The following is a 24,830-nucleotide window of genomic DNA, read 5'->3' as shown; positions in this document are numbered from 1 at the left end:
GTGAATCGGCTCCCTTTAACCCGGTTGCGCATGGAAAAACTCGAAAATCTTGCGGGCGCTTTCGGCGCTGACCCCTGGAACCTTGCCAAGGTCGGTGATCGAGGCCCGCTCGATTTCCTTCAGCGTTCCAAAGTGATGCAGCAAGGCACGTTTGCGTGACGGGCCGATGCCCGGAATCTCCTGCAAACCCGCTTCGCGGATGTCCTTTTTGCGCAGTTTGCGGTGCGATCCGATTACGAAACGATGTGCCTCGTCGCGCAGCCGCTGGATGAAATACAGCACGGGGTCGCGCGGTTCGAGCTTGATCGCCTCGCGGTCCGGCATGAACAGGGTTTCCCGGCCGGCGTCGCGGTCCGGCCCCTTGGCCACCGCCAGCAGCGTGACTTGCGTTAGTCCCAGCGTCTGGAAGATCTCCCTCGCCGCGTTGAGCTGGCCGCGGCCGCCGTCGATAATGACCAGATCCGGCCATTGCGGAAACGAATCGTCGTCGGCCTTGATCGCGGCCTTTGCTTTGGCGGTATCGTCTTCCGGCGGTTTCAACAGCCGCTTGAAGCGACGCTCCAGCACCTCGCGCATCATCGCGTAATCGTCGCCGGGCGTCAGGCCTTCCGACTTGATGTTGAACTTGCGGTACTGGTTTTTGATAAATCCGTCGGGTCCCGCCACGATCATCGCGCCGACCGCATTGGTGCCCTGGATGTGGCTGTTGTCGTAGACCTCGATGCGCTTGGGCGCATGCGGCAGCCCGAGCGTCGTGACCATCCCCTGCAGCAGGCGGCCCTGGGTCGCGGTATCGCTGAGCTTGCGGCCGAGCGCCTCGCGCGCGTTGGTCAGCGCGTGCGCGATCAATTCCTTTTTCTCGCCGCGCTTCGGCGTCGAGACTTCCACCTTGTAGCCGGCCTTGACGGCGAGGGCATCCGCCAGCAGAGCGCTTTCCTCGATCTCGTGCGACAGCAGGATCAGTTTCGGCGGCGGCTTGTCGTCGTAGAATTGCGCTAGGAACGAGGCCAGCACTTCCTCCGGCGTGAAGGATTTCTCCGCGCGCGGGAAATAGGCGCGGTTGCCCCAGTTCTGGCCGGTGCGGAAGAAGAACACCTCGACGCAGGAATAGCCGCCCTCCTGGTGGATGGCGAACACATCGGCTTCTTCCACGGTGCGCGGATTGATGCCCTGCTGCGACTGGATCGCCGACAGTGCGGCGAGGCGGTCGCGGTAGAGTGCGGCAGTCTCGAATTCGAGTTCGGCGGACGCCTTCTCCATCTCGCCGGCCAGTTCTTTTTTGACCAGATGGCTACGGCCGGACAGGAAGTCGTTGGCCTCACGCACCAGTTCGGTATAGCCGGGGAAATCGATCTCGCGGGTGCAGGGTCCGGAGCAGCGGCGGATTTGATAGAGCAGGCAGGGCCGGGTGCGGCTCTCGAAGAAGCCGTCGGTGCAGGAGCGGATCAAAAACGCGCGCTGCAGTGCCGTGATGGTGCGGTTGACTGCGCCGGCGTTGGCGAACGGCCCGAAATACCGTCCCGGCCGCGACTGCGCACCGCGATGTTTGAGGATCTGCGGCGCCCAGTGGTCGCCGGTGATCAGGATATAGGGAAATGACTTGTCGTCGCGCAGCTGCACGTTGAAGCGCGGCCGCAGCTGCTTGATCAGATTGGCTTCGAGCAACAGCGCCTCGGTCTCCGTCGTGGTCGAGACGATCTCGACCGCAACGGTGGCCGCAATCATGCGCAGGATCCGCGCCGGCAGCGGCGCGTTGACGCGGGCGTAGGAGGCAAGCCGCTTGCGGACGTTCTTCGCCTTGCCGACGTAGAGTACGTCGTGGCCGGTGTTGAGCATGCGGTAGACACCGGCCGAGGTCGGCGCCAGGCGCACGGCATTTTCGATCGCGGCGTGGCCGACCGCGAGCGGGCCCTCGGCCACGGTCTCCATGGCGTCCTCGGCGGTCTCCTCCGCGGGTTCCGGCAGGCGGGCCTCATCCTCCTCCTCGGCCGCGGACGTCGCCGGATCGAGATCGGCGGAGCCAAGCTCCTGCGCGGGGTCCTTTGCAGGGTCCTTTGAAAGCAAATCCGGCTGGGAACCCCGCCGCGGCTTGCCCGGAGCTTTCGGATGGTCGGTAGAATCGTGATCCATGGGCCTAAATTAAGCGCTGCTGGCCGGCATCGCCAGCGTGCCGGCGGCGACCGAGGCCATGCCGGGTAACACATTCTTAAGACTGATGATCGGGCGGTAAGAGGGCTTAACAACCCTTTAACTTAAAACTCTCGATAAATCTTACAGGAAAAAAGTGGAATTCCGTAACCAAGCCGGCCTCGGCCGGAAGGGTGCGGCTGTTGCGTAGTGGAGTTGAGTGATGGGCAGCTTTGTTTTGCGAGCGCTGGCGGTAGTCGCCGCAGCCTGGACGATGTCGGCGCAGGCGGCCGATGTGAATTACGGATCGCGCGCGCCCTATACCGTCAATCAGCCGCTCAACGCCTATAGCTGGGCCGGTCCCTATCTCGGCGGCAATCTCGGCTATGCCTGGGGTTCGGTCGCCAACAACCCGACCAAGCCGTCGGGCTTCGCAGGCGGCGTGCAGGCCGGCTACAACTTTCAGAACGGGCCGTGGGTGTTCGGCCTCGAGGGCGATATCAACGCGAGCGGCGCGGCGGACACTTTCGCGCCGTGGAAGTTCTCCAACCCCTGGTTCGGCACGCTGCGCGGCCGGGTCGGCTACGCCTTCAACAACGTAATGTTCTACGGCACCGGCGGTCTCGCCTTCGGCGAACTGCGCGCCACCACGTTCGGCCTGTCGGAATCCCACACCACGGCGGGCTGGACCGCGGGCGTCGGCGCAGAAATGGGCTTTGCGCCGAACTGGAGCGCCAAGGTCGAATATCTCTATGTCGACCTCGCCAACACCAATTTTGTCATCACCGGAGCATCAAACGGCTACAGCTTCGGGCTGATCCGCGCCGGCGTGAACTATCGGTTCTGAGATCAAGAAAACGCAAAGAAACCGTCTGTTGCAGCCTCCCGGCGGCGCCAAGCCGCCGGGATTTTTTTGTCTCGTGGACAGTGCGCGGCGGCACGCCTAAAATTCGTCGATGCAGCCGGGGCAGCCAAGTCTGACCGCGTTGGGCGCCGCTCGCTTGCGCGCGGCGCATCAGGTGCTGGATAACGCATCGATCCTTTGGGATCCGCTGGCGTTACGCATTCTCGGCGACGATATCCAGGTCTCGCTCGACCATGCCCGGGCCCACACGTCCGGGCCACGGCTGCGCTGGTTCATCGCCGCGCGCTCGCGCATCTCGGAAGAAGCGCTGACGGAAGCGGTGAAAAATGGTGCGACGCAGCTCGTGGTGCTCGGCGCAGGGCTCGATACGCTGGCCTACCGGACGCCGCTCGCGGGTGGCCTGCGGATTTTCGAGGTCGATTTTCCCGCCACGCAAGCACGCAAGCGCGACATGCTGGCCGCTGCGACAATCGCCGTGCCGGACACGCTGACTTATGTCGGGATAGATTTCGAACGGCAGACATTGGCCGAAGCGCTGGACGCCGCAGGCTTTGTCGCCGCCAAACGCAGCTTCTTCAGCTGGCTCGGCGTGGTGCCCTATCTGACCGAGACGGCAATGTTCTCGACGCTCGGCTATATCGCGCAGCTCGAAGGCGGCGCTGAAGTGGTGTTCGACTATGTCAATCCCGCAAGCTCGGTCGCACCGGCCGGCCGCGCGGCGCATCAAGCGCTTGCCGAGCGGGTGGCCGCGGTTGGCGAAAGCCTTCAGAGCTATTTTGATACCGCATCGCTTTGCGCCCGCATGAGCGCGGCCGGCTTCCGGCATGTCGATGATGTCGGCCCTGACAGGATCGCGGCGCGGTTCTTCCCCGAGAGCGAACGCAACGCACCGGCGCTCGGCGGCCACATCATGCACGCGTCCACGTTCTGAGCCGCGCCTCGCGCTCAGCGGGATTTGGTGCAGGCAAAACTTCAGTCCGCTTTCACCGAGAAGCTTCAGCTCGCGCGTCAGCCTACGATGAAATCACCAGGTTGACCGCCTTGGGGCCCTTGCCCTTCTTGTCCGGTTCAACCTCGAATGTAATGCGCTGTCCTTCAGTCAAATCCTTCAATCCGGCCCGCTCAACGGCAGTGATGTGAACGAACACGTCGCGGCCGCCGTCATCTGGCTTGATGAAGCCGTAGCCGCGTTCTCCATTGAAGAACTTGACTGTACCAGTCATGGCCATCGGGAAAACTCCTCCCCCGCATTGCTGTGCCGCTACGCGCAATTCGCGTATCGGCCGACCGGATATTCGCTGCCGGAAGCTTGGCCACCTGAACTGATCGGGTCACGCACCGATCAGTCTGGATTTTTTTAGGCCTTGATCACTCCGCCGCAACCATTCGCGGAAGCGGAACGTAAAGCCAGTCATAACGGCCGAGCATAATACGGTTCCGCGCAAATTGACTATGGCTCAATCGCACTTTTCGGCCCAATGCCCTGCCTTGAAGGCTTACCTCGAAAGGCTTGCTTTCAAGGCTTGCTTTCAAGGATTGCGTTCAAGACGAGCCTTCAAGGTTTGGGCGTCTCAAGCCTGAACCGGCCGGCGCCGCCCTGGCCGAGCGGCTTTTCCAGTTCGGGTAAAATGGTCTTCAGCTCGCCCGCCAGCGTCCACGGCGGGTTGACGATCAGAAGCCCGGTGGAGGTGAGCGGACCGCCGGCCTGCTGCGGTGCGACGCTGAATTCGAGCCGCAGACATTTCCCGGCCGGCTTGCCGGTCTCAGCCACGGCGGCGACATGTCGCGCCAGGCCGTCGGTGATGCGCCGGCTCTTGACCGGATACCACAACAGATAGCTGCCGGTCGGCCATTTCGCATAGGCCTCCGCAAAGCCGTCGGCGAGCTTGTCGAACTCGTCCTTTTGCTCGAACGACGGGTCGATCAGCACCAGGCCGCGCCGCTCGTTCGGCGGCACGAAGGCCGGCAACGCCGTCCAGCCGTCGAGATCGACCACCCGGGCCTGGGTGTCGCGGCGCAGCGCATCGATCAATTGCTTGTGGGCTTTCGGCTCGATCTCGCACGCGGTGAGGCGGTCCTGCGGCCGCAGCAGCGCACGCGCGATCAAGGGCGATCCGGGATAGGCTTTCAGCTCGGCTTGCGCGTTGAAGGCCCTGACGATGTCGAGATAGGGCGCCACCAGCGGCAACGCATTTTCCGAGAACCGTGCCTGCATCACCCGTGCGATGCCGGTCAGCCATTCGCCGCTGCGGCTGGCCTCATCGCCGGACAGATCGTAGCGCCCGGCGCCGGCATGGGTGTCGATGACGCGAAAGGCGGCGGGCTTTTCCTGCAGATAGGTCAGCATCCGCACCAGCACGATGTGCTTGATGACATCGGCAAAGCCGCCGGCATGAAAGGCGTGTCGGTAGTTCATGATAAGGGGTTACGACATCGCGGCGAGGAAAGTAACCGTCATTGCGAGGAGCGAAGCGACGAAGCAATCCATTCTTCCTCTTGCGGGACCATGGATTGCTTCGCTGCGCTCGCAATGACGGTAGAGGGACCTCTAACTCCCGCGCACCGGCGGCATCACGACCTCGTCGCGGCGGCAGGCGCGGCGGTCGATTTCCTCGCAGGAGCGGAATTGCAGGTCCTTGCTCATGCAGACCCTGACTTCGCTGAGCCGCCGGCTGCTGCAGACGACCGAAATCGCCGAGCTGCTCAGGCCGGGATTGACCTTGATGAAGGCTGCCTCGAGCGCCTCGGGGGCGATCGTCTTCGATTCCGACAATTGCAGGAATTCCTCGGGGATCTTTACCGCGGCGCGGGCTTTGCGGATGTTCTCGAAATAGGCCCGCGCGCCAAGGCCGGAACAGGTGCCGTGCTTGTCCCATTCGTTGAAGATCAGCCCGGGCGCCGGCATCAGGTCGAGCATCGACGACATGACGTTGCGGTCGAGACGGGGCGACGGCCGCTGGCAATATTCGGGAAAGCCGCGCTCGTATTGCGGCCACAGGCCGTGAACCACGAAGGAAAACGGGCGCTCGCACTGGATCTGCGCAGAACGGCCGCTATTGCCGCGTTCGGAGGCGGCCTCGCAGAAGGAGGGCGACCATGACAGGGCCAGCACGTAGAAATCGAACTCGCCAGGGGCGTTCTGCCGGCGGTCCTGCGCGGCGGCGTGGCCCGCGGAGACCAAAACAAGTGCCAGGGAAATCAGCAGCCGCGAAACAATGACCGATGGAAACATCAAACGCTCCCTTAACTCGCAAAAGCATGACGGTACTCGATCACCCGAGCCTAGCAGGGAACCGGAACATTTCAAGAACAAAAATGGCGCTAGGTGCGAATCGGGTGGCGTCGGCCACCGCGATCGAAAAACTCAGGCAGGAAACTTAGGGTAAGCTTAAGGCCGTGCGGCCTTGCAGCCGGGGTTATAGGCCCAGTTGCGGTCCAGCCCGGTGACGCACCATTCGACACCCTGGCCGAAGCCGGCAAAGCCGCCATCCTCGAGGATCGAATAGTGCACGTTGCGCACCTTGCCGTCGCTCAGCATCACGTCGCCGGTGCAATAGCGGCGCGGAATGTTGTCGGATTGCCAGGGCCGGAACGTGGTTTCGTGGATCCGGCCATAGGCGGTGATGGTCAGGGGCGAATTCCAGAAGGTGCTTTCCTTCTCCCGGAACTGCGAAATGATGGTCGGCAGCGCCGATTCGCACGGCGCAACGCGTCCGTCATAGCGGGGACCGGACAGCCAGAAATTCAATTCCAGCGGATTGGCGGCCTGCGCCGACTGGCCGAATGCCAGGACGGCGAGTGCCGCGGCCAGGCCGAGGGTTTTCAACGATGTGAAGAGGGTGCGCATGGAAATTCCGCCGGTCATCCAACCGTCAGGACCGTGCCGTGAAGCCCGGACGAGGTCAAGTGCAGCGCGGCAACACCTTGCAGGCAAGTCGGGGTTTGGCCGTAACCCATTCTTTTCATGGCCGCCGGCGCACTCTATGGTGGCCCCAGCGAAATGGAGTCGGCGATGCAGAGAATTGGGGCCGCGTGCCTGGTTGCGATATGCGGGTTGCTGGCGGCTGCGCCGGCGCAGGCCGACTGGGTGCCGCCGTTCAAGGGCAATGATACCGGCGGCATTGTCGCCTATTCGCTGGCGAGACAGGCGGATGCGCGCCAGCTCGCGGTCGATCACTGCGCCGGTTACGGCAAGGTGGTGAAGTTCCTGGCGGTGCAGCCCTATGAGGGCGGATACCTCTCCTTTGCCTGCCGCTGGGTGCCCTATGGGACCGACGCCCGGCCGCTGCGCACGCTCTACTGAGCGGGACCTGAGCGCCTGAACCACGAATAAGGGGAGCGCGAGCATGGCGCGACAGCTTGATTCCGTTTGTTTGGCGCTTGGCCTGCTCGCGGTGTGGCCTGCGAGCCATGCCAGCGCCGTCGAGCTGCCGGTGCGCAAGGCCGGCCTGTGGGAAATGAAGGTGGTGCAGACCGGCTCGCCGGTGCCCGAGATGACGATGCAGCAGTGCACCGACGCGACCACCGACAAGGATATGAGCACCTCGTTCTCGCCGATGACCAAGGACGCCTGCTCGAAAAACGATATCCAGAAGACCGCGACCGGCTACGTCACCGATTCCGTCTGCGGCTTCGGCGGCATGTCGGTCAAATCGCGTGCCGAGATCACCGGCGACTTCAACTCCGCCTACACCGTGAAGTCGACTTCGAACAGCACCGGCGCTCCGGCCGGCGTGCCGCGTGATTCCACGGCCACGATCGAGGCGAAGTGGCTCGGCGCCTGCAAGGCCGATCAAAAGCCCGGCGACATCATCATGCCGGGCGGCATGAAGATAAACCTCAAGGACATGGAAAAGCTGAAGGGTTTGTTGCCGAAGCAGGCTCCGAAGTAATTCGCTTGAATCTCCCCGCCTAACCAATGCCGTCATGCCCGGGCCTGTCCCGGGCATCCACGACTTCCTTTGCCGCCAAGACGTGGATGGCCGGGCACAGGCGAGCGGAAGCGACGCCGTCCTTCAGACGGCTATGCCCGGCCATGACGAGATAGCGATCCAAGAAGTGGTGCGGGAGAAGTGCCCTACACCGGCACCCTGACCGCCGCCCTTAATCCGCCCATCGGACTGTCGCCGAGCGTGATGTCGCCGCCATGCGAACGGGCGATGTCGCGGGCGATCGCCAGCCCAAGGCCGGTGCCGCCTTCGTCCTGGTTGCGGGCGTCGTCGAGCCGCAGGAACGGCTTGAACACTTCCTCGCGCATGTTGGCCGGAATGCCCGGTCCGTCGTCGTCGATCGTGACCGTCAGATAGCGGTGGTCGCGATGGCCGGTGATCGAAATCGCATTGGCGTGCCGCGCGGCGTTGGAGACGAGGTTGGCAAGACAGCGCTTGAACGAGGCCGGTTTTACGGTCACCACCGGCAGGCCGTGGAAAGCCACCGTGGCGGTATGGCCGTGGCGCTCGGCATCGCTGCGCAATTCCTCCAGCGCCATCGACATGTCGGTCGGCTGCGCGACCTCGCCGCTGTCGCCGCGGGCAAAGGCGAGATAGGCCTCGAGCATCGCGGACATTTCGTCGACGTCCTTGCGCATGCCGTCGACCTCGGGAATGTCGCCGATCAGCGCGAGCTCGAGCTTGAAGCGGGTCAGGATGGTGCGCAGATCGTGGCTGACGCCGGCGAGCATCGCGGTGCGCTGCTCGATCGAGCGCTCGATGCGCGCCTTCATCTCCAGGAAAGCCTGCGCCGCGCGCCGCACTTCCCGCGCGCCGCGGGGACGGAAGTTCGGCGCCTCGCGGCCCTTGCCGAAACTTTCGGCGGCGTCGGCCAGCCGCAGGATCGGCCTGATCTGGTTGCGCAGGAACAGCACCGCGACGATCAACAGGATCGAGGACGTGCCCAGCATCCAGAAGATGAAGATCTCCGAATTGGAGGCGTAGGCCGCACTTCTTTGCGCAAAGATGCGCATGACAGCGTCATCGAGCTGGATGCGGATCTCGACGAGGTTGGATTTGCCGACGGTGTCGATCCAGAACGGGCGGCGGATCTGGCGGCCGATCTGTGCCGACAGGGTCTGGTCGAGCAGCGAGAAGAACGGCTTCGGCCCTGGCGGCGGCATGTCGCCGACCGGGAGAAAATCGACCACCAGCTGCAGCCGCTGCCCGACGAGGCGCAATTGCGCGCGGTCCTTGTCCTGCGGAAAGAACTTGTAGATGTCGATCAGGCTGGCGATATCCTGCACCACCGCGGCCGACAGGCGCCGCGTCACCGTGTTCCAGTGCCGCTCCATGAACACGAACGCGACCACGGTCTGCAGCACCACCATCGGCACGATCATGATCAAGAGCGCGCGGGCATAGAGGCCGGTCGGCATCCAGCCCTTGAAGGCGTTGCCCATCCAGCCATTGACCTTGGAGACCCGGCCGGCGGCGGTGCGGATCAGCGTGAGGCCGGTGTCGAGCGTGCTCATCGCGCTTGGTTCGTTTGGCTCACGGCGACGCCACCAGGCGATAGCCGATGCCGCGCACCGCCTGCAGGAACAACGGATTGGCCGGATCTTTTTCGATCTTGCGGCGCAGCCGGTTGATCTGCACGTCGACGGCGCGCTCGTTGACGGTGCCGCCGCCGGTCAGCGCCGCGCGCGGCACGGTCTCGCCGGGGCTCAGGCTCAGGATGCGCAGCATCTCGCGTTCGCGGTCCGTCAAATGGATGATCTCCTCGCCTTCGCGCAGCTCGCCGCGTTCGAGATGATAGACGTAGGGCCCGAACGCGATCTGCTCCAGCGTCTCCACCGGTGGCGTCGCGGTGCGCTTGAGGATGTTGCCGATCCGCAGGACCAGTTCGCGCGGCTCGAACGGCTTGGCCACATAATCGTCGGCGCCGATCTGCAGCCCTTCGATGCGGGCTTCCGCCTCATGGCGCGCCGTCAGCATGATGATCGGCACCGAGGAGGAGGTGCGGATGAAGCGGGCGAGATCGAAACCGGTTTCTCCGGGCATCATGACGTCGAGGATCAGGAGATCGAAATGCAGGCCGAGCAGCTTGGCGCGGGCGTCGGTGGCGCTCGCCGCGGTCGTGACGCGATAGCCCTCGCCGGACAGGAAGCGCGACAGCAAGTCGCGGATACGGCGGTCGTCATCGACCAGCAGCAGATGCGGGGCGTCGTCGGCCATTTGCCGCGGCGTCCGCACGGAGGCTGCGGCGATGGTCGGGTTGGCAGTTGCGTTTGGAATTCCGTTCGGGGTTCCGTTTGGGGTTCCTTGGGCCACAGTCACTCCCTTGGCTTCTTTCCGCTGCCGAAGATCGTCTCCAGCACCTTGTCCGGGTCGTCGCGATCGATCATCGCGCGCAGGAACTGCCGCACCGTTTCCTGGCCGGCAGGATCGATATCCTGCATGGCGCGGTTGATGCGATCGGTCTGCAGCCCGGCGAGCTTGCCCACCAGGGCCTCGCCCTTCGCCGTAGCGTAAAGAAGGCGCTGCCTGCGGTCGTTATTGCCGGTCTTCTGCACGATATAGCCTTCGTCCAGCAATTGCTTGAGCACCCGGCCCAGCGACTGCTTGGTGATGCGCAATACGTCCAGGAGGTCGGCGACCTTGAGGCCGGGGTAGCGGTGGACGAAATGCATCACCCGGTGATGGGCGCGACCGAATCCGAACGCCTCGAGCTCATGGTCGGCATCGCCGACGAAGTCGCGATAGGCGAAGAACAGGAGCTCGATGATATCCCAGCGCAATTCGCCCGCGCGCGGGGTTGGCGACACGCCGTCAGGCCCCCTCGAATCAGGGTCACCGGCAGGCCTTGAGAAATTTATGTCAGTCATGTTGACATATCTTGGGTTCAATGTTACAAAACTGCCAGCCACGACGAAACTTTAAGTCGTTTCGGCCTTGGCAACGTAAGGGGCGGCCGGAGTAAGCCAGCGATGGCGGCAACGGCCGCGAATTGGACTACCGTGCGATTGTCGAGCGGCATTTGCACAAACATACTGGACTTCGGCATTCCGCAAAAGCGTGTCCTCAAGGGACTTGCCAGCGATGGAAACCAGCGGCAAGGCCGGTGGTGGTGAAGTTCGGACCAATCAAGCAAGCAGGCTTGACGAAACAGGCCTGCACCAGGAAACGCACCGGTTTCGACAGCAGGAAGCAAGGGCGGGAAGCAAGACAATGAGTTTGAAATTCGAAATCCGGCCAACGCCTACTCCGACGTCCGAGCAGGACCGCGCGGCAAAGCTCGTGGACCCCGGCTTCGGCCGGGTCTTCACCGACCACATGGCGATCGTCCGCTACAACCAGGCCAAGGGCTGGCATGACGCGCGGGTCGAATCCCGCGCCAATTTTCCGCTCGATCCGGCGGCCGCCGTCCTGCACTACGCGCAGGAGATTTTCGAAGGCCTCAAGGCCTACAAGCGCGACAACGGCGTGAACCTGTTCCGCCCCGACGCCAATGCGAGGCGCTTCAGGAATTCGGCCGAGCGCATGGCGATGGCGCCGATCCCTGAGGACGTCTTCATCGAAGCGGTCGAGCAGCTCGTCCGCATCGACAGCGCCTGGATACCCGGCGGCGAGGGCAGCCTCTATTTGCGGCCCTTCATGATCGCGAGCGAGACCTTTCTCGGCGTCAAGCCTTCTTCCGAATACATCTTCGCCGTCATCGCCTCGCCGGTCGGCTCCTATTTCAAGGGCGGACCTGCTCCGGTGTCGATCTGGGTGTCGGAGAACTACACGCGCGCGGCGATCGGCGGCACCGGCGCCGTCAAATGCGGCGGCAATTACGCCGCCAGCCTGCGGGCGCAGGCCGAGGCGATCGAGCACGGCTGCGACCAGGTGGTGTTCCTCGATGCGGTCGAACGTCGCTACATCGAAGAACTGGGCGGCATGAACGTGTTCTTCGTGTTTGACGACGGCTCGCTGCTGACGCCGCCGCTCGGCACCATCCTGCCGGGTATCACCCGCGATTCGATCATTGCGCTGGCGAAGGACTCCGGCACCCGCGTGCGCGAGGAGCTCTACACGATCGACCAGTGGCGCAGCGACGCCGCCAGCGGAAAGCTGAAAGAAGCGTTCGCCTGTGGCACGGCCGCGGTGATCTCGCCGATCGGCAAGGTATGTTCGGCAAGCGGCGATTTCCTCATCAGCGGCGGCGCGGCCGGCCCGGTCGCGATGGGGATGCGCAAGAAGCTGGTCGACATCCAGTACGGCCGCGCGGAAGATCCGCACGAGTGGATCCGAAAGGTTCTCTAACCGGCGGCGGAATTATTCCGCCGCCTCTGAAACAACAAGCAGCGTTTCATTGAATGTGAGCGCGGGGCGTGCGCGCCCCGCGGAGCCGTGCGCCTGCGCGATTGACGAACTGCGTCCATAAAAGGAGAAAGCCCATGGGAGTTTCCTTCGACAAGATCGATGGTGTGATCTGGTACGATGGCGCGCTGGTGCCGTGGGCCGACGCCACAGTCCATGTGCTGACCCACGGGCTGCATTACGCGAGCTGCGTGTTCGAGGGCGAGCGCGCCTATGGCGGCAGGGTGTTCAAGAGCACGGAACATTCCGAGCGGCTGAAGAACTCGGCCAACATCCTCGATTTCGAGATTCCGTATTCGGTGGCCGAGATCGATGCCGCTAAGCAGCTCGTGATCGACAAGAACAATCTGCCTGACGCCTATCTCCGCCCGATCGCCTGGCGCGGTTCGGAGATGATGGGCGTGTCGGCGTCATCGAACACCATTCATCTGGCGATCGCCGCCTGGGATTGGCCGAGCTATTTCGATCCGGCCACCAAGATGAAGGGCATCCGCATGTGCCTTGCCGAATACCGGCGGCCCGATCCGATGACGATCCCGGCGATGGCGAAGGCCTCCGGTCTCTACATGATCTGCACCATCTCAAAGCACAGGGCGGAGCGTGCCGGCTATGCCGACGCCATGATGCTGGACTGGCAGGGGCGGGTCGCCGAATGCACCGGCGCCAACATCTTCTTCATCAAAGATGGCAAGATCCACACCCCGATTGCCGACTGCTTCCTCGCTGGCATCACCCGCGCCACCGCAATCGATCTCGCGCAGCGCCGCGGCATCGAAGTGATCGAACGCCGCATCATGCCGGAGGAGCTCTCTGGCTTTACGGAATGCTTCATCACCGGCACCGCCGCCGAAATCACCCCGGTGGCTGAGATCGCCGCGTGGAAGTTTACGCCCGGCCAGATTTCGGAACAGCTGATGGCGGATTTTGCGGTCGAAGTGCAGCCGAAGGGCAAGGCGGTCGCGGCGTAGGACGGGCACGCTTTCTCTATCTACCTCGTCCCGCTTGCTCGGTGCACCCTCTCCCCTTGTGGGAGAGGGTGGCTTCGCGAAGCGAAGACGGGTGAGGGGTCTGTCTCCTCGGACATAGACCTCTCCCTTGGATGGAGACCCCTCATCCGGCGCTTCGCGCCACCTTCTCCCACAAGGGGAGAAGGGAAGAACGGCCGCGTTCTCGCTCTTGGGTGTGCCCTTCCGCCGTGAACTGTTTCGCCCCCTTGCGCGACCAACTCCGGATTTGCGGATAGCGGTGCGTGAAATGGTTACAATGAGCTCAGCCCTCTCGACATGCTCGAAATGCGTCGTGGCGGCTGCCTTCGCGGCGGCGCTTGCGCTTCTCGGCTCCCCTACAACGAGTGTCAGGGCCGAGGACCGCTCCCCCGTGATCGACTTTCGCAACGGGGACCCGGAGATCATTGCAGCGATCGCACAGGCGCGTTCCACGCTGCCGAAATTCTGGGCCTCCTACGACGCGCCAAAACCATCGGAGACCGGTCACTCTCTCAAGGCGCGTTTTCCATATCCGAACAACAGCGGCGAACACATCTGGATGGCCGAGGTAAAGAAGATTGGAAACGGCCGCTATTCGGGCAGGTTCGCCAATGCGCCGGTCCATTTGCGCGGCAAGCGGGCCGGCGACCTGGCCGAGTTCAGGGAGGCCGACATCTCGGACTGGATGTTCTTGCGGAACGGCAAGATCGTCGGCGGCGAGACCATCCGGCCGATGCTGAAAAAGATGTCGAAGGCCGACGCCGATGCGCTGCAGCCAGGATGGAAACCCCTTAAACGCCGGGCAGGACGTTCTGGTCAAAACCGGCCCGGTGGGCTAAGTGCGAGGGATGGGCCGAGCAAAGAGCCCACCCTGTTTTTCCCGGTGAGCGCGGCGCCAGAAGCGGCTTTGCCCACCCTACACAAGTTGCAACGCCGCCCATGGCAGACAAATCCAAAAAACCCCAGAAGCTGAAGGCGCGCCTGCCGCGCGGGCTGGAGGATCGCGGTCCCGCTGCGATCTCGGCGACACGGCGGATGGTCGAGAAGATCCGCGAAGTCTATGAGCGCTACGGTTTTGAGCCGGTGGAAACCCCGGCGATGGAATTCACCGACGCGCTCGGCAAATTCCTGCCCGACCAGGATCGGCCCAACGAAGGCGTGTTCTCGTTCCAGGACGATGACGAGCAGTGGATCTCGCTGCGCTACGATTTGACCGCGCCGCTGGCGCGCTATGTCGCGGAGAATTTTGACTCACTGCCGAAGCCCTATCGTTCCTATCGTTTCGGGTGGGTGTTTCGCAACGAGAAGCCGGGTCCGGGTCGCTTCCGCCAGTTCATGCAGTTCGACGCCGATACCGTCGGCGCGCCGACGCCGGCCGCCGATGCCGAGATGTGCATGATGGCGGCGGACACCATGGAAGCGCTCGGCATTCCGCGCGGCAGCTATGTGGTGAAGGTCAACAACCGCAAGGTGCTCGACGGGGCGCTGGAAGCGATCGGTCTCGGCGGGGAGGAGAATGCCGGACGCCGCCTCACGGTGCTGCGCGCTATCGACAAGCTCGACAAATTTTCCGCCGACGAAGTTCGCAAGTTGCTCGGTCCCGGACGATGGGATGGAGGCGAAGAAGGCAAGGGCGACTTCACAAACGGAGCCGGCCTGAGCGCCGCGGACGCTGACATCGTTTTGGCCGTCACGCAAAAACGCGACGACTGGAAAGAGGCCATTGCCGCCGCCGATGTTTATCTCGCCAGGAGCGACGTGGGTCAGGCCGGCGTCAGCGAATTGGAAGAGATTGCCAAACTGGTCACAGCCTCCGGTTACGCATCGGATCGCATCCGGATCGATCCTTCCGTCGTGCGCGGTCTCGAATACTACACCGGCGCGGTCTACGAAGTTGAGCTGCTGCTGGAGACCAAAGACGAAAAGGGCCGTCCGGTGCGTTTCGGCTCGGTCGGCGGCGGCGGGCGTTACGATGGCCTGGTCTCGCGCTTTCGCGGCGAACCCGTTCCTGCAACTGGCTTCTCCATTGGCGTCTCGCGGCTGCAGGCGGCGCTGACACTGATCGGCAAGGTCGATACCAGGCCCGCTGTCGGGCCTGTTGTCGTCACCGTGTTCGGCGGCGAAATCGCCGATTACCAGAAAATGGTCGCGACGTTGCGCAACGCCGGTATCCGTGCGGAACTGTATCTTGGAAACCCGAAGCACAGCCTCGGCCAGCAGATGAAATATGCCGACCGCCGCAACGCGCCCTGCGCGATCATCCAGGGCTCGGACGAGCGGGCAAACGGCAAGGTTCAGCTCAAGGACCTCATCCTCGGGACGGGGCTGACCGAGATCAAGGACCGCGAGGAGTATCTGAAGAAGCAGTCCGAGGCCCAATACGAGGTCGATGCCAGCAAGCTCGTCGACGCCGTGCGCGAAGTCTTGGCGCGCCATGACGTGAAGTGGGGCTAGCCATTCATTTCAGACGTGGTGCCGGGCCTTGTGCCTGATATCCACGTCTTGTTTGATGCAAAGGATCGTGGATGGCCCGGGACAAGCCCGGCCATGACGAAGTAAAGAGGGAGAAAGAAAAAAATGCCCGAGATTACCGTGAGCATGGCCGCCGGCCGCACCGACGAGCAGAAGGCCGGCATGATGCGCGACATCACCCAGGCGCTGGTCAAGAACCTCGGCGTCGATGCCGATGCGGTCGTGATCCAGATCAACGAAGCCCCGCTCGCCCACAAGATGAAGGGCGGCAAGACGTTTGTGGAACGCGCGGCTGCCGCGAAGAAGTAATTTCATCCGTCGTCCGGCCCCGTGCGCAATTGCGCACCAGGAGCCGGGACCCATACCGCGTTGTGCTCTCGGTTGGAGCAAGGTGGCTGACACCTTCAGCAACAACAACGTTTTGTGGTTATGGGTCCCGGCTCAAGGCCGGGACGACGGCGAGTGATTTGGACCAGCCCCATGGACGCACGCGAAATCATAAAAATCGGCATGAGCGCCGAGCGCACGCTGGTGGTGCCGCCGGAGCGCACGGTCGGGCATTTCGTGCCTGATATGCCGATGGTCTATGCGACGCCGATGATGATCCTGGAGATGGAGATGGCATCGGGCGACGCCGTCCGGGACCATCTTCAGCCGGGCTGGATCACGGTCGGCACCGAGGTCGATATCCGCCATCTCGGCGCTTCGCTGGTCGGCGCGACCGTGCGGACCACGGCGAAAGTGGTCGCGGTGGAACGCCGCGTGATCCGCTTCGAGGTCGAGGCCTTTGAAGGCGAGCGCAAGATCGGCGACGGCCGCCACGCCCGCGGCCTCGTCAATGTCGAGATGTTTAACAAGCGGCTGGGCGTGAAGTAGCTGCACTCGCCACTAACTCGTCATGCGCGGGCTTGACCCGCGCATCCATCCCCTCTTCGGAAGAGTCGATCGAAGGGGATGGATTGCCGGGTCAAGCCCGGCAATGACAATAGAGTTCATTTCGCCAGATCCTTCGAGCGCTGCGTCGCCGCGGCCACCGCGCGCGTCATCAGCTTCTGCATTCCGTCAGGACCCATCAGCACTTCGAGCGCTGCCGCGGTGGTGCCGCCGGGCGAGGTGACGTTCTGGCGCAAGGTCGCCGACGACAGGTCCGAACGGTGCAGGAGCTCGCCGGAGCCGGCGACGGTTTCGCGCGCGAGCTTGGTCGCCAGTTCCTCCGGCAGTCCGGCCGCGACACCGGCGCGCGCGAGTTCTTCGGCGAGCAGGAACACGTAAGCTGGCCCCGAACCGGACACCGCCGTCACCGCGTCCATCAGGCTTTCCTTGTCGACCCATTCGACCGAGCCCGTCGCGCGCAGCAGCGCGTCCGCGATTCCGCGTTGCGCCGCGCTGACTTTCTTCGCCGCGACCGCGACCGTAATGCCGCGGCCGATCGCGGCCGGCGTGTTCGGCATGGCGCGAACCACGCTGCCGCCGACGATCGATTCAAGCACGGCGATCGTCGTGCCCGCCATGATCGAGACCACCAGCGTCGACGATCCTACGAAAGCCTTCAGCGCCGCACCGGCTTCGCGGAAGGATTGCGGCTTCACCGCCACCACCAGCGTATCGACCTCGCCGACATCCTTGGCCGTCGGGTTCAGCCGGATGCCCTGCGCCGCCAGCGCGTTGATCTCGCTGGCGGGATGCGGCTCGATCACCACGACGCGCTGGGGATCGAGCCCCTGCGCCAGCCAGCCGGTCAGCATCGCGCCGCCCATCTTGCCGGCGCCCGCGAGCGCGATGGTGCCGTGGACGTTTTTGAGTGCGTTGGTTGTGCTCAAGGTGCTCACCACGAATTCGCTGTCGTCCCGGCCCGGTGCGCAATTGCGCACCAGGAGCCGGGACCCATAACCACCAGCGGTTCTAGTGAAGCGAAGGACAGGCCACAAGCAGTTTGCTTTAGCCATTCACGTCACGGCGTATGGGTCCCGGGTCAAGCCCGGGACGACACCGAATATGTGGTGGCGGTTCGCGCTAAAGCGCCTACGCCTCGCCCTCGGTATCAAACATCGCGGCGCTCATGGCTTCCGCGGCGGTCTTGCCGGCCCAGACCACGAACTGGAACGCGGGGTAATAGCGTTCGCAGGCGTGGATGGCGCCGACCAGCATGGCTTCGCATTGCGCGGTCGAGGCGGTGAGCCCGTTCGGCAGCACCAGCGCCTGCCGGTACATGATCATGCCGGTATGGGTCCAGATGTCGAAATGGCCGATCCACAATTGCTCGTTGATCGCGGATATCAGCCGCTGCACCTCGGGCCGGCGCGCGGGTGGAATCTTCATGTCGAAGGCGCAGGCCAGATGCAGCGCCTCGATCTCGGCCATCCAGGTAAAGGAGAGCTGATAGTCGGTCCAGTCGCCCTTGGAGACGATCGTCACCTCGTCTTCGCCGGAACGCTCATACGCCCAGTTGTTATCGCTGGCGATGTCCTCGACAACCGCGAGCGGGTTGTTCGGGGAATCGATAATGCCTTCGAGGAGGGACATTCCGTCTCGACCTTGCCATTTCACGTGAGTTGATACGCACACGGGGACCGGCGCGCGCGGGAGCTGATGCGTCGCGGCCGACTGCAATCCCCTGATCGTTCCTGACCTTGTTCTTGATCGTTCCGAGGCTTGCCGGCTCAAGTGATGTGATTTGCGGAATCTGCGCAACCGACCCCTGAGTCCGTCCACAGCCAATGCGCGGGCCGTCCACAGCTCTTCGTGGTCGTAATTATTGATTTGAGAACAAATCGGAATCGGATTCTGTGGATTGGTGTCGGCGGCCACCGGAAGAGCACCGGCCCGCCACAATGGTTAATTTTTTCTTAACCTGAATTGACAGCCGCTTCCGCAGAGGCGCATATTTTTCCACAGGGTGGATACGACCCGCTGCTTGCGCCCCTTCGAGGGTACGGTGAACGTATCGAGCCGTTCGAGGCCTCCTTTGCCCAGCGAACGAGTCAGTAACGCAAGCGCCTGACATCATCTCGTTCGCCAATGCAGAGGATTCATCCTATGCGCGATTTTCGCGATGCCAAGGCTATGGCGCATTCGTTGCGCGAAGCTCTCAAGACCAAATCGGTTTCTCTCACCCACAGCGAGAGCCTGGAACTTGTCGCCAGGACACTAGGCCTGCCCGACTGGAATCATCTCGCGGCGCTAATTCAGTCGAGCCAGCCCCAACCCGTCCCGTCCGGGACCGCGGACACGACCATCGTTTCGGCTGGCGCGGCGATGCCGATCGTGCCGATGCGCGACCTCGTGATGTTTCCACAGATGGTCGTGCCGATTTTTGTCGGGCGCGAAAAAACCAAGCGTGCGATCGAGTGCGCGCTGGCGACGGATCGCCGCCTGCTCGTGGTCACGCAGCGACGCTCGGCCGACGACGATCCGCAACTGGACGCGCTGTATTCGGTGGGCGTTACCGCCGCCGTCATCAATCGCGTGAAGCTGACGGACGGAACGCTCAAGCTGGTGATATCTGGCCTGCAGCGTGCCGCTGTCGGCAAGCCCGCCGCGGACGAGTTTTTGGCGGCCGAAAGCGCGCCGATCGAAGAAAGCAATGGCCAGACGGATCAGGCGGTACTGCTGTCACGGCTCGTCCTCGACGCCTACCGGATGTTCGCCAACGTCGATTACTCCAACGTGCCGCCGCAAGTGCAGGCGCGCTTCCACCTTCCCGACATTGGCAATCCCAGCCTGCTGGCCGATACCGTCGCGCCGCTGCTGCCGGTCAGCATCGAGCAGCGGCAGCAACTCCTGGAAACCAGCGATGTCACCGCGCGGCTGGAAGCGATCCTTGAACTGATCAAGGCGGCTCAAAAGGCGGCGTAGAGTATGAAGAGATAGGACCAAACTGCGTCCACGGTGCGACTGCGCTCCTCTCCCGCGCTTGCGGGGGAGGGCTGGGGTGGGGGCGCCTCCGCGAGTCACGCTCTTCGAGTGGAGAGAGCCCCCACCCGCCGCGCTCTTCGAGCGCCGCGACCTCCCCCGCAAGCGGGAAAGGTGAAGCGAGACCGCGCAAATCCCGCTGCCCTGTCTCGCCGTCATGGGGATCATGCAGATTCCCGGTGCTGATGGCGCTTGCCGATGCCGCGGCCTTTGGTCATATTTGTCGTCAGGTCGTCCATTCCGGGCGGCCGATGTTCTCAGGGCGGGGTGAAAATCCCCACCGGCGGTAAGGGTGACGTAGCCCAAGCCCGCGAGCGCCTTCTTCTCCCGAAGAAGGGTCAGCAGATTCGGTGTGATTCCGAAGCCGACGGTTAAAGTCCGGATGAAAGAGAACGGTTGCGGCGGCCCGCGCGTTTGCGTGGGTCAATCGTCGTTCCGTGTGCCCTGATTCTGGTCCTGAAAGAGGAAAGCCATGAATCAGATGTTGCAAGAGCCTGAAGCCCAAACCCAGCTGGCCCAGCCCCAGGAAACGCAAGTCAGCGTTCCCGAACGCGCCAGCGTTCCCGAACGCACCGGCGTTCCCGACACGCCCGAGCGCCCGCCGGCGCCCGTGCATCCGCGTTTCGTCAAGCCGCAGCGGGTCGCCTTCGTGCAGGCGTCCTGGCACCGCGACGTGGTGGAGGAATGCCGTATCGCGTTCCTGGAAGAGATCGAGGCGCGCCATATCTCGCGCGCGCAGGTCGACCTGTTCGAGGTGCCCGGCTCGTTCGAGATCCCGCTGCATGCTCAGTTGCTCGCCAAGACGCGGCGCTACACCGCGATCGTGGCGGCGGGCCTCGTGGTCGATGGCGGCATCTACCGCCACGAATTCGTCGCCGACACCGTGATCAAGGCGTTGATGGACGTGCAGCTGAAGACCGAAGTGCCGATCTTCTCGGCGGTGCTGACGCCGCAGCAGTTCCATGAAAGCGCCGTGCACCACGATTTCTTCCGCAAGCATTTCGTCATCAAGGGCATCGAAGTCGCCGAAGCCTGCGCCAACACCCTGCACAGCCTGGAGCGGCTGCGCGGCCAGGTCGCCGCGGGAATTACGGGGTGAACCGTAGGATGGGTTGAGCTCTTCGCGAAACCCATCATCATCTCGATCGGCAACTGATGGGTTTCGCAAGAGCTCAACCCATCCTACGAACTACGAACAGGTCGCGGCGGCTATATTGCCGCCGCGGCCATGAGGAAATTTCGCAAATAGAAAAAACCACAGCAGGGAGCATCGCCATCATGACCGGACAAAATCCACCCGATTGGCTCGGCCTGACAGGCCGCGTGTGCGTGGTGACGGGCGGCGGCGGCGGCATCGGCCGCGCCACGGCGCTCAGCCTTGCGCAGGCCGGCGCCCGCGTCGCCGCGATCGATCTCGATGAGCGCGGCCTTGAGACCACGCGCAGTGAGCTGCGCCAGTTCGGCGCCGGGCATTTCGTCGGGCGCTGCGACACCGCGAATGCCGAGAGCGTTGCCGGCGTGTCCGAGGCGGTCGAGCAATCGCTCGGGCCATGCGGCGTGCTCGTCAACACCGCCGCCGTGCTGCGGCCGGGCGGCCTTGAGAATCTCACGCTGGCCGAATGGAACGCGGTGCTGTCGGTCAATCTCACCGGCTACTTCCTCTGCGCGCAAAGCTTCGGCCGGCAGATGCGCAAAACCGGGCGCGGCAGCATCGTTCACGTGTCGTCGATCGCCGGCAGCCATGCGCAGGGCCAGAGCGGCGCCTACAGCGTCAGCAAGGCCGGCGTCATCATGCTCTCGCGCCAGCTCGCCAGCGAGTGGGGACCGGCAGGCATCCGCAGCAACGTCGTCAGCCCCGGCATGGTGATCACGCCGATGAGCCAGGCGTTCTACGATACGCCCGGTGTCACCGAACGCCGCTCCGCCGTGGTGCCGTTACGGCGGGTCGGCTTGCCGCAGGACATCGCGGACGCCATCCTCTACCTCGCCAGCGACCGCTCGTCCTACGTCAATGGCGACGAGATCACCGTCGACGGCGGCTATGCCAACATGCTGATGAATTTGGTACCGCGGCCGGGCTTTGAGTGACGAAGAGGTGAATGTGTCGCTGACACGCGCCGGTGATGGCTCGGTCGGCGAGTTGCGCATTGAGGCCCTACCCGGGCGCGCGCTCCACGGCGTGACGGAGCCAGATCATGCCGCCCTCCAGCGTCTCGCAGTGGGTGAGCCGCAACGACTGACCCGCGCCGGGACGGTCGCCCTCCGGGCCGTCGTAATCGACGATGCTTTGCGTGCCGGCCACGCCGTCGACGGCGGGCCAGATCAATGTGCTGAACTCGTCGATCAGTCTGTGCTTGAGGAATGCGCCGTTGATCCTGCCGCCGCCTTCGAGCAGCAGCTTCTCGACGCCCAAAACAGCGGTCAGTTGCTCCATCCCGTGCAACAGATCATCGCCTTTCGCGCCGGCGAAGACATAGGAAACCCCGTCTTCGCGAAGTTCGGCGAGGTAAGCGTCGGCGACCTGCTCGCCGAGTACCGCAACTACGTGGTCGCCGCCGACATTGTCATTGCCGTAATGGACCCGCCCCGACGGGTCGATGGCAATAGCGAGCTTGCGGCCACGGCGTTCGCCGATATGCGCCTGACGTGGCGCTTTTGGCGCTTCGGCAAGGCGCCGTTCGGTTCCCTTGGCCATTTCACTCATGGTCTTGCGACCGACGATCCATCCCTCGGCTTCGAACCCTTCATGTATTTTTTCATAATGTCCTCGCAAAACATCCGCCGGGATGCCCGTGGCCGCCCGGGTGAAGCGGCTGGGATGCAGGCGTCCATCAATCGATGTGCTCATGTGGCAGATGATGTAAGGCCGCATCGCTGGTCTCTTTCCTGCTGATTGTATTGTCGCCGGACGTGTGTCGTTGCCGTGATGGCGGCGCGTGCGAGCCTGACCGAAATTTGCAAAGAAGCCGACAGGAAATTTTTTGCGGATCAGGCCATTCAGCTTAGGGTTGCCAAAGCCGACGGTGCTCCACAAAAAAACAACAATCCGGTCAGCTAATAGCGTGGCGCATCGAGGGACATGTCATGGTGCACCGCACCGACGTCGCCGGGGACCGTTTGGGGCAGGCAAGCCCCGGCCGTGACCGCGTGTGCCGCGCTGCGCTGAAATCGTCCCCGCCTCGACAACACTCCTTCGTTCGGACCATTGCCGCTTCTCGGTCAGGCGGCATGAAGTGCTGCGGTCTCCTCGACGGCAGTCCCGCCGGTCCACCCCTCCATCTCGAACTGCCGGCCCCATGAGGCTTTGATACCTGATGAGGCTTTGACACCAGAACATTCTGCACGAGTCGCGACGGAAATTCGGCCCAACAAACAAACACAAAGGGAGGATGCAGATGATTTTCTATGGACGATCTGTTGTCGGCTGCGCCGCGCTGGCGGTGGCTGCATTGGTCACCGTCTCGCCGGCGCGCGCGCAGAACCCTGCGGCGCTGAATGCCGAGGCGGCCATGAACGACTGGCCGACCTATCACGGCACCTACAAGTCCTACCATTACAGCGGCCTCGACCAGATCAATGCCGGCAACGTCAAGAATCTCGAAGTCGCCTGGATGCATTTCCCGGAGCGCGCCACCCGCGGCCTGCAGTCGACGCCGCTGGCGCTTGACGGCGTGCTGTATTATTCGGGCTCCTACAGCCGCGTCTACGCGCTTGATGGCGCGACCGGCAAGACGATCTGGGCCTATGCGCCGGAGCTCGACGAGGAGCTGGTCGCCAAGCAGACGCATTCGCCGTACAACCGCGGCATCGCCATCGGAGGCGGCAATCTCTATGTCGGCACCGTCGACGGGCGCCTGATCGCACTCGATCTGAAATCCGGCAAACCGGTGTGGGACACCAAGCTGCTGGATTCCAAGAAGGTAACCGTCGGCTTCACCGGTGCGCCGCTGGTGGTCAAGGACATGGTGATCATTGGTGCGCAGGGCGGCGAGTGGACCGGTCGCGGACCGATCTTCGGCGTGGACGGCAAGACCGGCCAGAAGAAATGGGAATTCTTCACGGTGGCCGGAACCGAAGAGGCCATGAAGACCTGGGGTGGTGACTCCTGGCGGACCGGCGGCGGCGGCGGCTGGATGCCCGGAACCTATGACCCGGAAACCAATTCGGTGTGGTGGGGCACCGCCAACCCGGCGCCGCTGTACGACTGGTCCGGCGCAGACTGGAAGAAGAGCGGGCCGCGGCCGGGCGACAATCTCCACACGACATCGGTCATCGCGCTCGATCCCGATACCGGCAAGCTCAAATTCTATCATCAGGAGCTGCCGCACGATGCCTGGGACTTCGACTCTTCCGTGGGCGAGTTCGTCATGATCGAGCGCGGCGGCAAGAAGCTCGTGGTGCATGCCAACAAGAGCGGATACATCTTCGTCTATGACCGTTCCAACGCCAAGGTCGAGAACGTCTGGCCGCTGGTAAAGAACATCAACTTCGTCAAGAGCATCGACCCGAAGACCGGCGAACTGATCGGTCGCCGCGACCTCGTAGAAGGCAAGGTGGACCCGCCATTGTGCCCGGCCATCGCCGGCGGCATCAGCTGGAACTCCGGCGCCTACAGCCCCAAGAACGGGCTGTTCTACCGGATCGGGCAGGAGTGGTGCATGGAGATGACGGTCGAGAAGACCACGCCGATCACGGAGCCGATGGCCCAGCTCAACCTCGGCGCCACGTTCAAGATCGTGGCGCCGCCGGACGGACCGGCCCGTGGCCATCTCAGCGCCCGCGATCCCGTCACCGGCGCCAAGAAGTGGGAGGTCAACTACAAGCAGCCGCCGCTCGCCAGCGTTCTCGCCACCGCGGGCAATCTGGTATTCGTGCCCGACGCCGAAGGCATCGTGCACGCCTACAATGCCGATACCGGCGAAGAGCTGTGGTCGCGCAACAACGGCATGGGACACAATGCCGGCATCATCAGCTACATGGCCGGCGGCAAGCAGTATGTCGCCGTACCGGCGGGCTGGGGCAGCCTGGTGGCCGACGAGTTCGTCGCGCTCTATGGCGAGCCCTTCAAGAGCATGTCGAAGAATACCGGCGCTCTGATTGTCTACGCACTCAGACAATGATGGTGGCGCGGGCGGCAGGGATCGATCTCCTTGCCGCCCTTGCGCTGCTGCTCCC

At 63.5% G+C, this 24,830-nt stretch carries 25 protein-coding genes and 1 riboswitch; of the genes, 14 read left to right on the top strand and 11 right to left on the bottom strand.

The window, feature by feature from the left end; all coding sequences use genetic code 11:
- Positions 1-15 precede the first annotated feature (15 nt).
- Complete coding sequence (gene uvrC / locus JQ574_RS30115; RefSeq protein ID WP_212212990.1) at positions 16-2,130, bottom strand: excinuclease ABC subunit UvrC; 2,115 nt, start codon at positions 2,128-2,130, stop codon at positions 16-18.
- Between the two features lie 220 nt (positions 2,131-2,350).
- Here uvrC and JQ574_RS30110 point away from each other — a divergent pair, with 220 nt between their 5' ends.
- Both JQ574_RS30110 and JQ574_RS30105 read left to right on the top strand, forming a co-directional pair.
- The gene (locus tag JQ574_RS30110) at positions 2,351-2,974 is read left to right on the top strand and encodes an outer membrane protein (protein ID WP_212212987.1); all 624 of its coding nucleotides are present in this window, start codon (positions 2,351-2,353) and stop codon (positions 2,972-2,974) included.
- Positions 2,975-3,083: 109 nt separating this feature from the next.
- On the top strand, positions 3,084-3,923 hold the full coding sequence (locus tag JQ574_RS30105; RefSeq protein WP_283813789.1) for a class I SAM-dependent methyltransferase: 840 nt from the start codon (positions 3,084-3,086) through the stop codon (positions 3,921-3,923).
- Between the two features lie 82 nt (positions 3,924-4,005).
- Here JQ574_RS30105 and JQ574_RS30100 read toward each other — a convergent pair whose 3' ends face one another.
- From JQ574_RS30100 to JQ574_RS30085, 4 genes are all read right to left on the bottom strand, one after another.
- Positions 4,006-4,221, bottom strand: a complete 216-nt coding sequence (locus JQ574_RS30100) for a cold-shock protein (RefSeq protein WP_028350729.1) — start codon at positions 4,219-4,221, stop codon at positions 4,006-4,008.
- Between the two features lie 326 nt (positions 4,222-4,547).
- The gene (locus tag JQ574_RS30095) at positions 4,548-5,408 is read right to left on the bottom strand and encodes a 23S rRNA (adenine(2030)-N(6))-methyltransferase RlmJ (RefSeq protein WP_212212970.1); all 861 of its coding nucleotides are present in this window, start codon (positions 5,406-5,408) and stop codon (positions 4,548-4,550) included.
- A gap of 132 nt (positions 5,409-5,540) precedes the next feature.
- Positions 5,541-6,224, bottom strand: coding sequence for a ribonuclease T2 family protein (locus JQ574_RS30090; protein WP_212212967.1), 684 nt, complete (start codon positions 6,222-6,224; stop codon positions 5,541-5,543).
- 156 nt (positions 6,225-6,380) lie between these two features.
- Positions 6,381-6,839, bottom strand: a complete 459-nt coding sequence (locus JQ574_RS30085) for a hypothetical protein (RefSeq protein ID WP_212212963.1) — start codon at positions 6,837-6,839, stop codon at positions 6,381-6,383.
- Positions 6,840-7,004: 165 nt separating this feature from the next.
- On the opposite strand from JQ574_RS30085, the gene JQ574_RS30080 reads away from it, so the two are divergent.
- Complete coding sequence (locus JQ574_RS30080) at positions 7,005-7,295, top strand: hypothetical protein (RefSeq protein WP_212212961.1); 291 nt, start codon at positions 7,005-7,007, stop codon at positions 7,293-7,295.
- Between the two features lie 43 nt (positions 7,296-7,338).
- Entirely contained in the window at positions 7,339-7,884 is a 546-nt protein-coding gene (locus JQ574_RS30075; RefSeq protein WP_212212958.1) for a DUF3617 family protein, read from the top strand.
- A gap of 185 nt (positions 7,885-8,069) precedes the next feature.
- Here JQ574_RS30075 and JQ574_RS30070 read toward each other — a convergent pair whose 3' ends face one another.
- The 3 genes from JQ574_RS30070 to JQ574_RS30060 all read right to left on the bottom strand — a co-directional run bounded on the left by JQ574_RS30070 (position 8,070) and on the right by JQ574_RS30060 (position 10,808).
- Positions 8,070-9,455: an ATP-binding protein gene (locus JQ574_RS30070; protein ID WP_212212954.1), complete on the bottom strand. Its 1,386-nt coding sequence runs from the start codon at positions 9,453-9,455 to the stop codon at positions 8,070-8,072.
- Between the two features lie 19 nt (positions 9,456-9,474).
- A complete protein-coding gene (locus tag JQ574_RS30065; protein ID WP_212034236.1) occupies positions 9,475-10,158 on the bottom strand; it encodes a response regulator in 684 nt (227 codons plus the stop codon).
- 98 nt (positions 10,159-10,256) lie between these two features.
- Complete coding sequence (locus tag JQ574_RS30060) at positions 10,257-10,808, bottom strand: MarR family winged helix-turn-helix transcriptional regulator (protein ID WP_212212951.1); 552 nt, start codon at positions 10,806-10,808, stop codon at positions 10,257-10,259.
- 343 nt (positions 10,809-11,151) lie between these two features.
- On the opposite strand from JQ574_RS30060, the gene JQ574_RS30055 reads away from it, so the two are divergent.
- The 6 genes from JQ574_RS30055 (at position 11,152) to JQ574_RS30030 (ending at position 16,619) form a co-directional block, all read left to right on the top strand.
- Complete coding sequence (locus JQ574_RS30055; RefSeq protein WP_212276266.1) at positions 11,152-12,228, top strand: branched-chain amino acid aminotransferase; 1,077 nt, start codon at positions 11,152-11,154, stop codon at positions 12,226-12,228.
- Between the two features lie 134 nt (positions 12,229-12,362).
- Positions 12,363-13,253, top strand: a complete 891-nt coding sequence (locus JQ574_RS30050) for a branched-chain amino acid aminotransferase (protein ID WP_212212946.1) — start codon at positions 12,363-12,365, stop codon at positions 13,251-13,253.
- A gap of 409 nt (positions 13,254-13,662) precedes the next feature.
- Complete coding sequence (locus JQ574_RS30045) at positions 13,663-14,244, top strand: DUF2314 domain-containing protein (protein ID WP_312014709.1); 582 nt, start codon at positions 13,663-13,665, stop codon at positions 14,242-14,244.
- Positions 14,211-15,725, top strand: coding sequence for a histidine--tRNA ligase (hisS, locus tag JQ574_RS30040; protein WP_212212943.1), 1,515 nt, complete (start codon positions 14,211-14,213; stop codon positions 15,723-15,725). Before JQ574_RS30045 ends, hisS begins: the two co-directional genes overlap by 34 nt.
- 123 nt (positions 15,726-15,848) lie before the next feature.
- The gene (locus JQ574_RS30035) at positions 15,849-16,052 is read left to right on the top strand and encodes a tautomerase family protein (protein WP_025590867.1); all 204 of its coding nucleotides are present in this window, start codon (positions 15,849-15,851) and stop codon (positions 16,050-16,052) included.
- Between the two features lie 171 nt (positions 16,053-16,223).
- Entirely contained in the window at positions 16,224-16,619 is a 396-nt protein-coding gene (locus tag JQ574_RS30030) for a thioesterase family protein (protein ID WP_212212940.1), read from the top strand.
- Between the two features lie 116 nt (positions 16,620-16,735).
- Here JQ574_RS30030 and proC read toward each other — a convergent pair whose 3' ends face one another.
- Together proC and JQ574_RS30020 are read right to left on the bottom strand one after the other, a co-directional pair.
- On the bottom strand, positions 16,736-17,563 hold the full coding sequence (proC, locus tag JQ574_RS30025) for a pyrroline-5-carboxylate reductase (RefSeq protein WP_249119695.1): 828 nt from the start codon (positions 17,561-17,563) through the stop codon (positions 16,736-16,738).
- Between the two features lie 202 nt (positions 17,564-17,765).
- Positions 17,766-18,266, bottom strand: a complete 501-nt coding sequence (locus tag JQ574_RS30020; RefSeq protein WP_212212934.1) for a YbjN domain-containing protein — start codon at positions 18,264-18,266, stop codon at positions 17,766-17,768.
- A 513-nt stretch (positions 18,267-18,779) separates the two neighbouring features.
- On the opposite strand from JQ574_RS30020, the gene JQ574_RS30015 reads away from it, so the two are divergent.
- The 3 genes from JQ574_RS30015 to JQ574_RS30005 all read left to right on the top strand — a co-directional run bounded on the left by JQ574_RS30015 (position 18,780) and on the right by JQ574_RS30005 (position 21,743).
- Entirely contained in the window at positions 18,780-19,598 is an 819-nt protein-coding gene (locus JQ574_RS30015) for an LON peptidase substrate-binding domain-containing protein (protein WP_212212931.1), read from the top strand.
- A 306-nt stretch (positions 19,599-19,904) separates the two neighbouring features.
- A riboswitch (FMN riboswitch) is annotated at positions 19,905-20,053 on the top strand.
- A 74-nt stretch (positions 20,054-20,127) separates the two neighbouring features.
- Positions 20,128-20,754, top strand: coding sequence for a 6,7-dimethyl-8-ribityllumazine synthase (locus JQ574_RS30010; RefSeq protein ID WP_212212928.1), 627 nt, complete (start codon positions 20,128-20,130; stop codon positions 20,752-20,754).
- Positions 20,755-20,933: 179 nt separating this feature from the next.
- The gene (locus JQ574_RS30005; protein WP_212212925.1) at positions 20,934-21,743 is read left to right on the top strand and encodes an SDR family NAD(P)-dependent oxidoreductase; all 810 of its coding nucleotides are present in this window, start codon (positions 20,934-20,936) and stop codon (positions 21,741-21,743) included.
- A gap of 67 nt (positions 21,744-21,810) precedes the next feature.
- Here JQ574_RS30005 and JQ574_RS30000 read toward each other — a convergent pair whose 3' ends face one another.
- Positions 21,811-22,689 carry a dihydrofolate reductase family protein gene (locus JQ574_RS30000; RefSeq protein WP_249119694.1) on the bottom strand — a complete coding sequence of 293 codons (879 nt, stop codon included), beginning with the start codon at positions 22,687-22,689 and terminating at the stop codon, positions 21,811-21,813.
- A 361-nt stretch (positions 22,690-23,050) separates the two neighbouring features.
- Here JQ574_RS30000 and JQ574_RS29995 point away from each other — a divergent pair, with 361 nt between their 5' ends.
- On the top strand, positions 23,051-24,775 hold the full coding sequence (locus tag JQ574_RS29995; RefSeq protein WP_212212923.1) for a PQQ-binding-like beta-propeller repeat protein: 1,725 nt from the start codon (positions 23,051-23,053) through the stop codon (positions 24,773-24,775).
- Positions 24,776-24,830 lie beyond the last annotated feature (55 nt).

This window comes from Bradyrhizobium sp. AUGA SZCCT0158 (assembly GCF_018130065.1).
Lineage (GTDB): Bacteria > Pseudomonadota > Alphaproteobacteria > Rhizobiales > Xanthobacteraceae > Bradyrhizobium.
The sequence above is the reverse complement of the archived record's forward strand: the minus strand, read 5'-3'. Positions and strand labels throughout refer to the sequence as shown.

Coding starts and splice junctions, on each gene's coding strand:
- JQ574_RS30100 (WP_028350729.1), bottom strand. CDS start 4,221: ATGGCCATGACTGGTACAGTCAAGTTCTTCAATGGAGAACGCGGCTAC.
- JQ574_RS30070 (WP_212212954.1), bottom strand. CDS start 9,455: ATGAGCACGCTCGACACCGGCCTCACGCTGATCCGCACCGCCGCCGGC.
- JQ574_RS30075 (WP_212212958.1), top strand. CDS start 7,339: ATGGCGCGACAGCTTGATTCCGTTTGTTTGGCGCTTGGCCTGCTCGCG.
- JQ574_RS30090 (WP_212212967.1), bottom strand. CDS start 6,224: ATGTTTCCATCGGTCATTGTTTCGCGGCTGCTGATTTCCCTGGCACTT.
- JQ574_RS30085 (WP_212212963.1), bottom strand. CDS start 6,839: ATGCGCACCCTCTTCACATCGTTGAAAACCCTCGGCCTGGCCGCGGCA.
- hisS (WP_212212943.1), top strand. CDS start 14,211: ATGGCAGACAAATCCAAAAAACCCCAGAAGCTGAAGGCGCGCCTGCCG.
- JQ574_RS30055 (WP_212276266.1), top strand. CDS start 11,152: ATGAGTTTGAAATTCGAAATCCGGCCAACGCCTACTCCGACGTCCGAG.
- JQ574_RS30095 (WP_212212970.1), bottom strand. CDS start 5,408: ATGAACTACCGACACGCCTTTCATGCCGGCGGCTTTGCCGATGTCATC.
- JQ574_RS30020 (WP_212212934.1), bottom strand. CDS start 18,266: ATGTCCCTCCTCGAAGGCATTATCGATTCCCCGAACAACCCGCTCGCG.
- JQ574_RS30050 (WP_212212946.1), top strand. CDS start 12,363: ATGGGAGTTTCCTTCGACAAGATCGATGGTGTGATCTGGTACGATGGC.
- JQ574_RS30035 (WP_025590867.1), top strand. CDS start 15,849: ATGCCCGAGATTACCGTGAGCATGGCCGCCGGCCGCACCGACGAGCAG.
- JQ574_RS30060 (WP_212212951.1), bottom strand. CDS start 10,808: ATGACTGACATAAATTTCTCAAGGCCTGCCGGTGACCCTGATTCGAGG.
- JQ574_RS30005 (WP_212212925.1), top strand. CDS start 20,934: ATGACCGGACAAAATCCACCCGATTGGCTCGGCCTGACAGGCCGCGTG.
- JQ574_RS30110 (WP_212212987.1), top strand. CDS start 2,351: ATGGGCAGCTTTGTTTTGCGAGCGCTGGCGGTAGTCGCCGCAGCCTGG.
- JQ574_RS30065 (WP_212034236.1), bottom strand. CDS start 10,158: ATGGCCGACGACGCCCCGCATCTGCTGCTGGTCGATGACGACCGCCGT.
- uvrC (WP_212212990.1), bottom strand. CDS start 2,130: ATGGATCACGATTCTACCGACCATCCGAAAGCTCCGGGCAAGCCGCGG.
- JQ574_RS30080 (WP_212212961.1), top strand. CDS start 7,005: ATGCAGAGAATTGGGGCCGCGTGCCTGGTTGCGATATGCGGGTTGCTG.
- JQ574_RS30105 (WP_283813789.1), top strand. CDS start 3,084: ATGCAGCCGGGGCAGCCAAGTCTGACCGCGTTGGGCGCCGCTCGCTTG.
- JQ574_RS30010 (WP_212212928.1), top strand. CDS start 20,128: ATGAATCAGATGTTGCAAGAGCCTGAAGCCCAAACCCAGCTGGCCCAG.
- JQ574_RS29995 (WP_212212923.1), top strand. CDS start 23,051: ATGATTTTCTATGGACGATCTGTTGTCGGCTGCGCCGCGCTGGCGGTG.
- JQ574_RS30015 (WP_212212931.1), top strand. CDS start 18,780: ATGCGCGATTTTCGCGATGCCAAGGCTATGGCGCATTCGTTGCGCGAA.
- JQ574_RS30030 (WP_212212940.1), top strand. CDS start 16,224: ATGGACGCACGCGAAATCATAAAAATCGGCATGAGCGCCGAGCGCACG.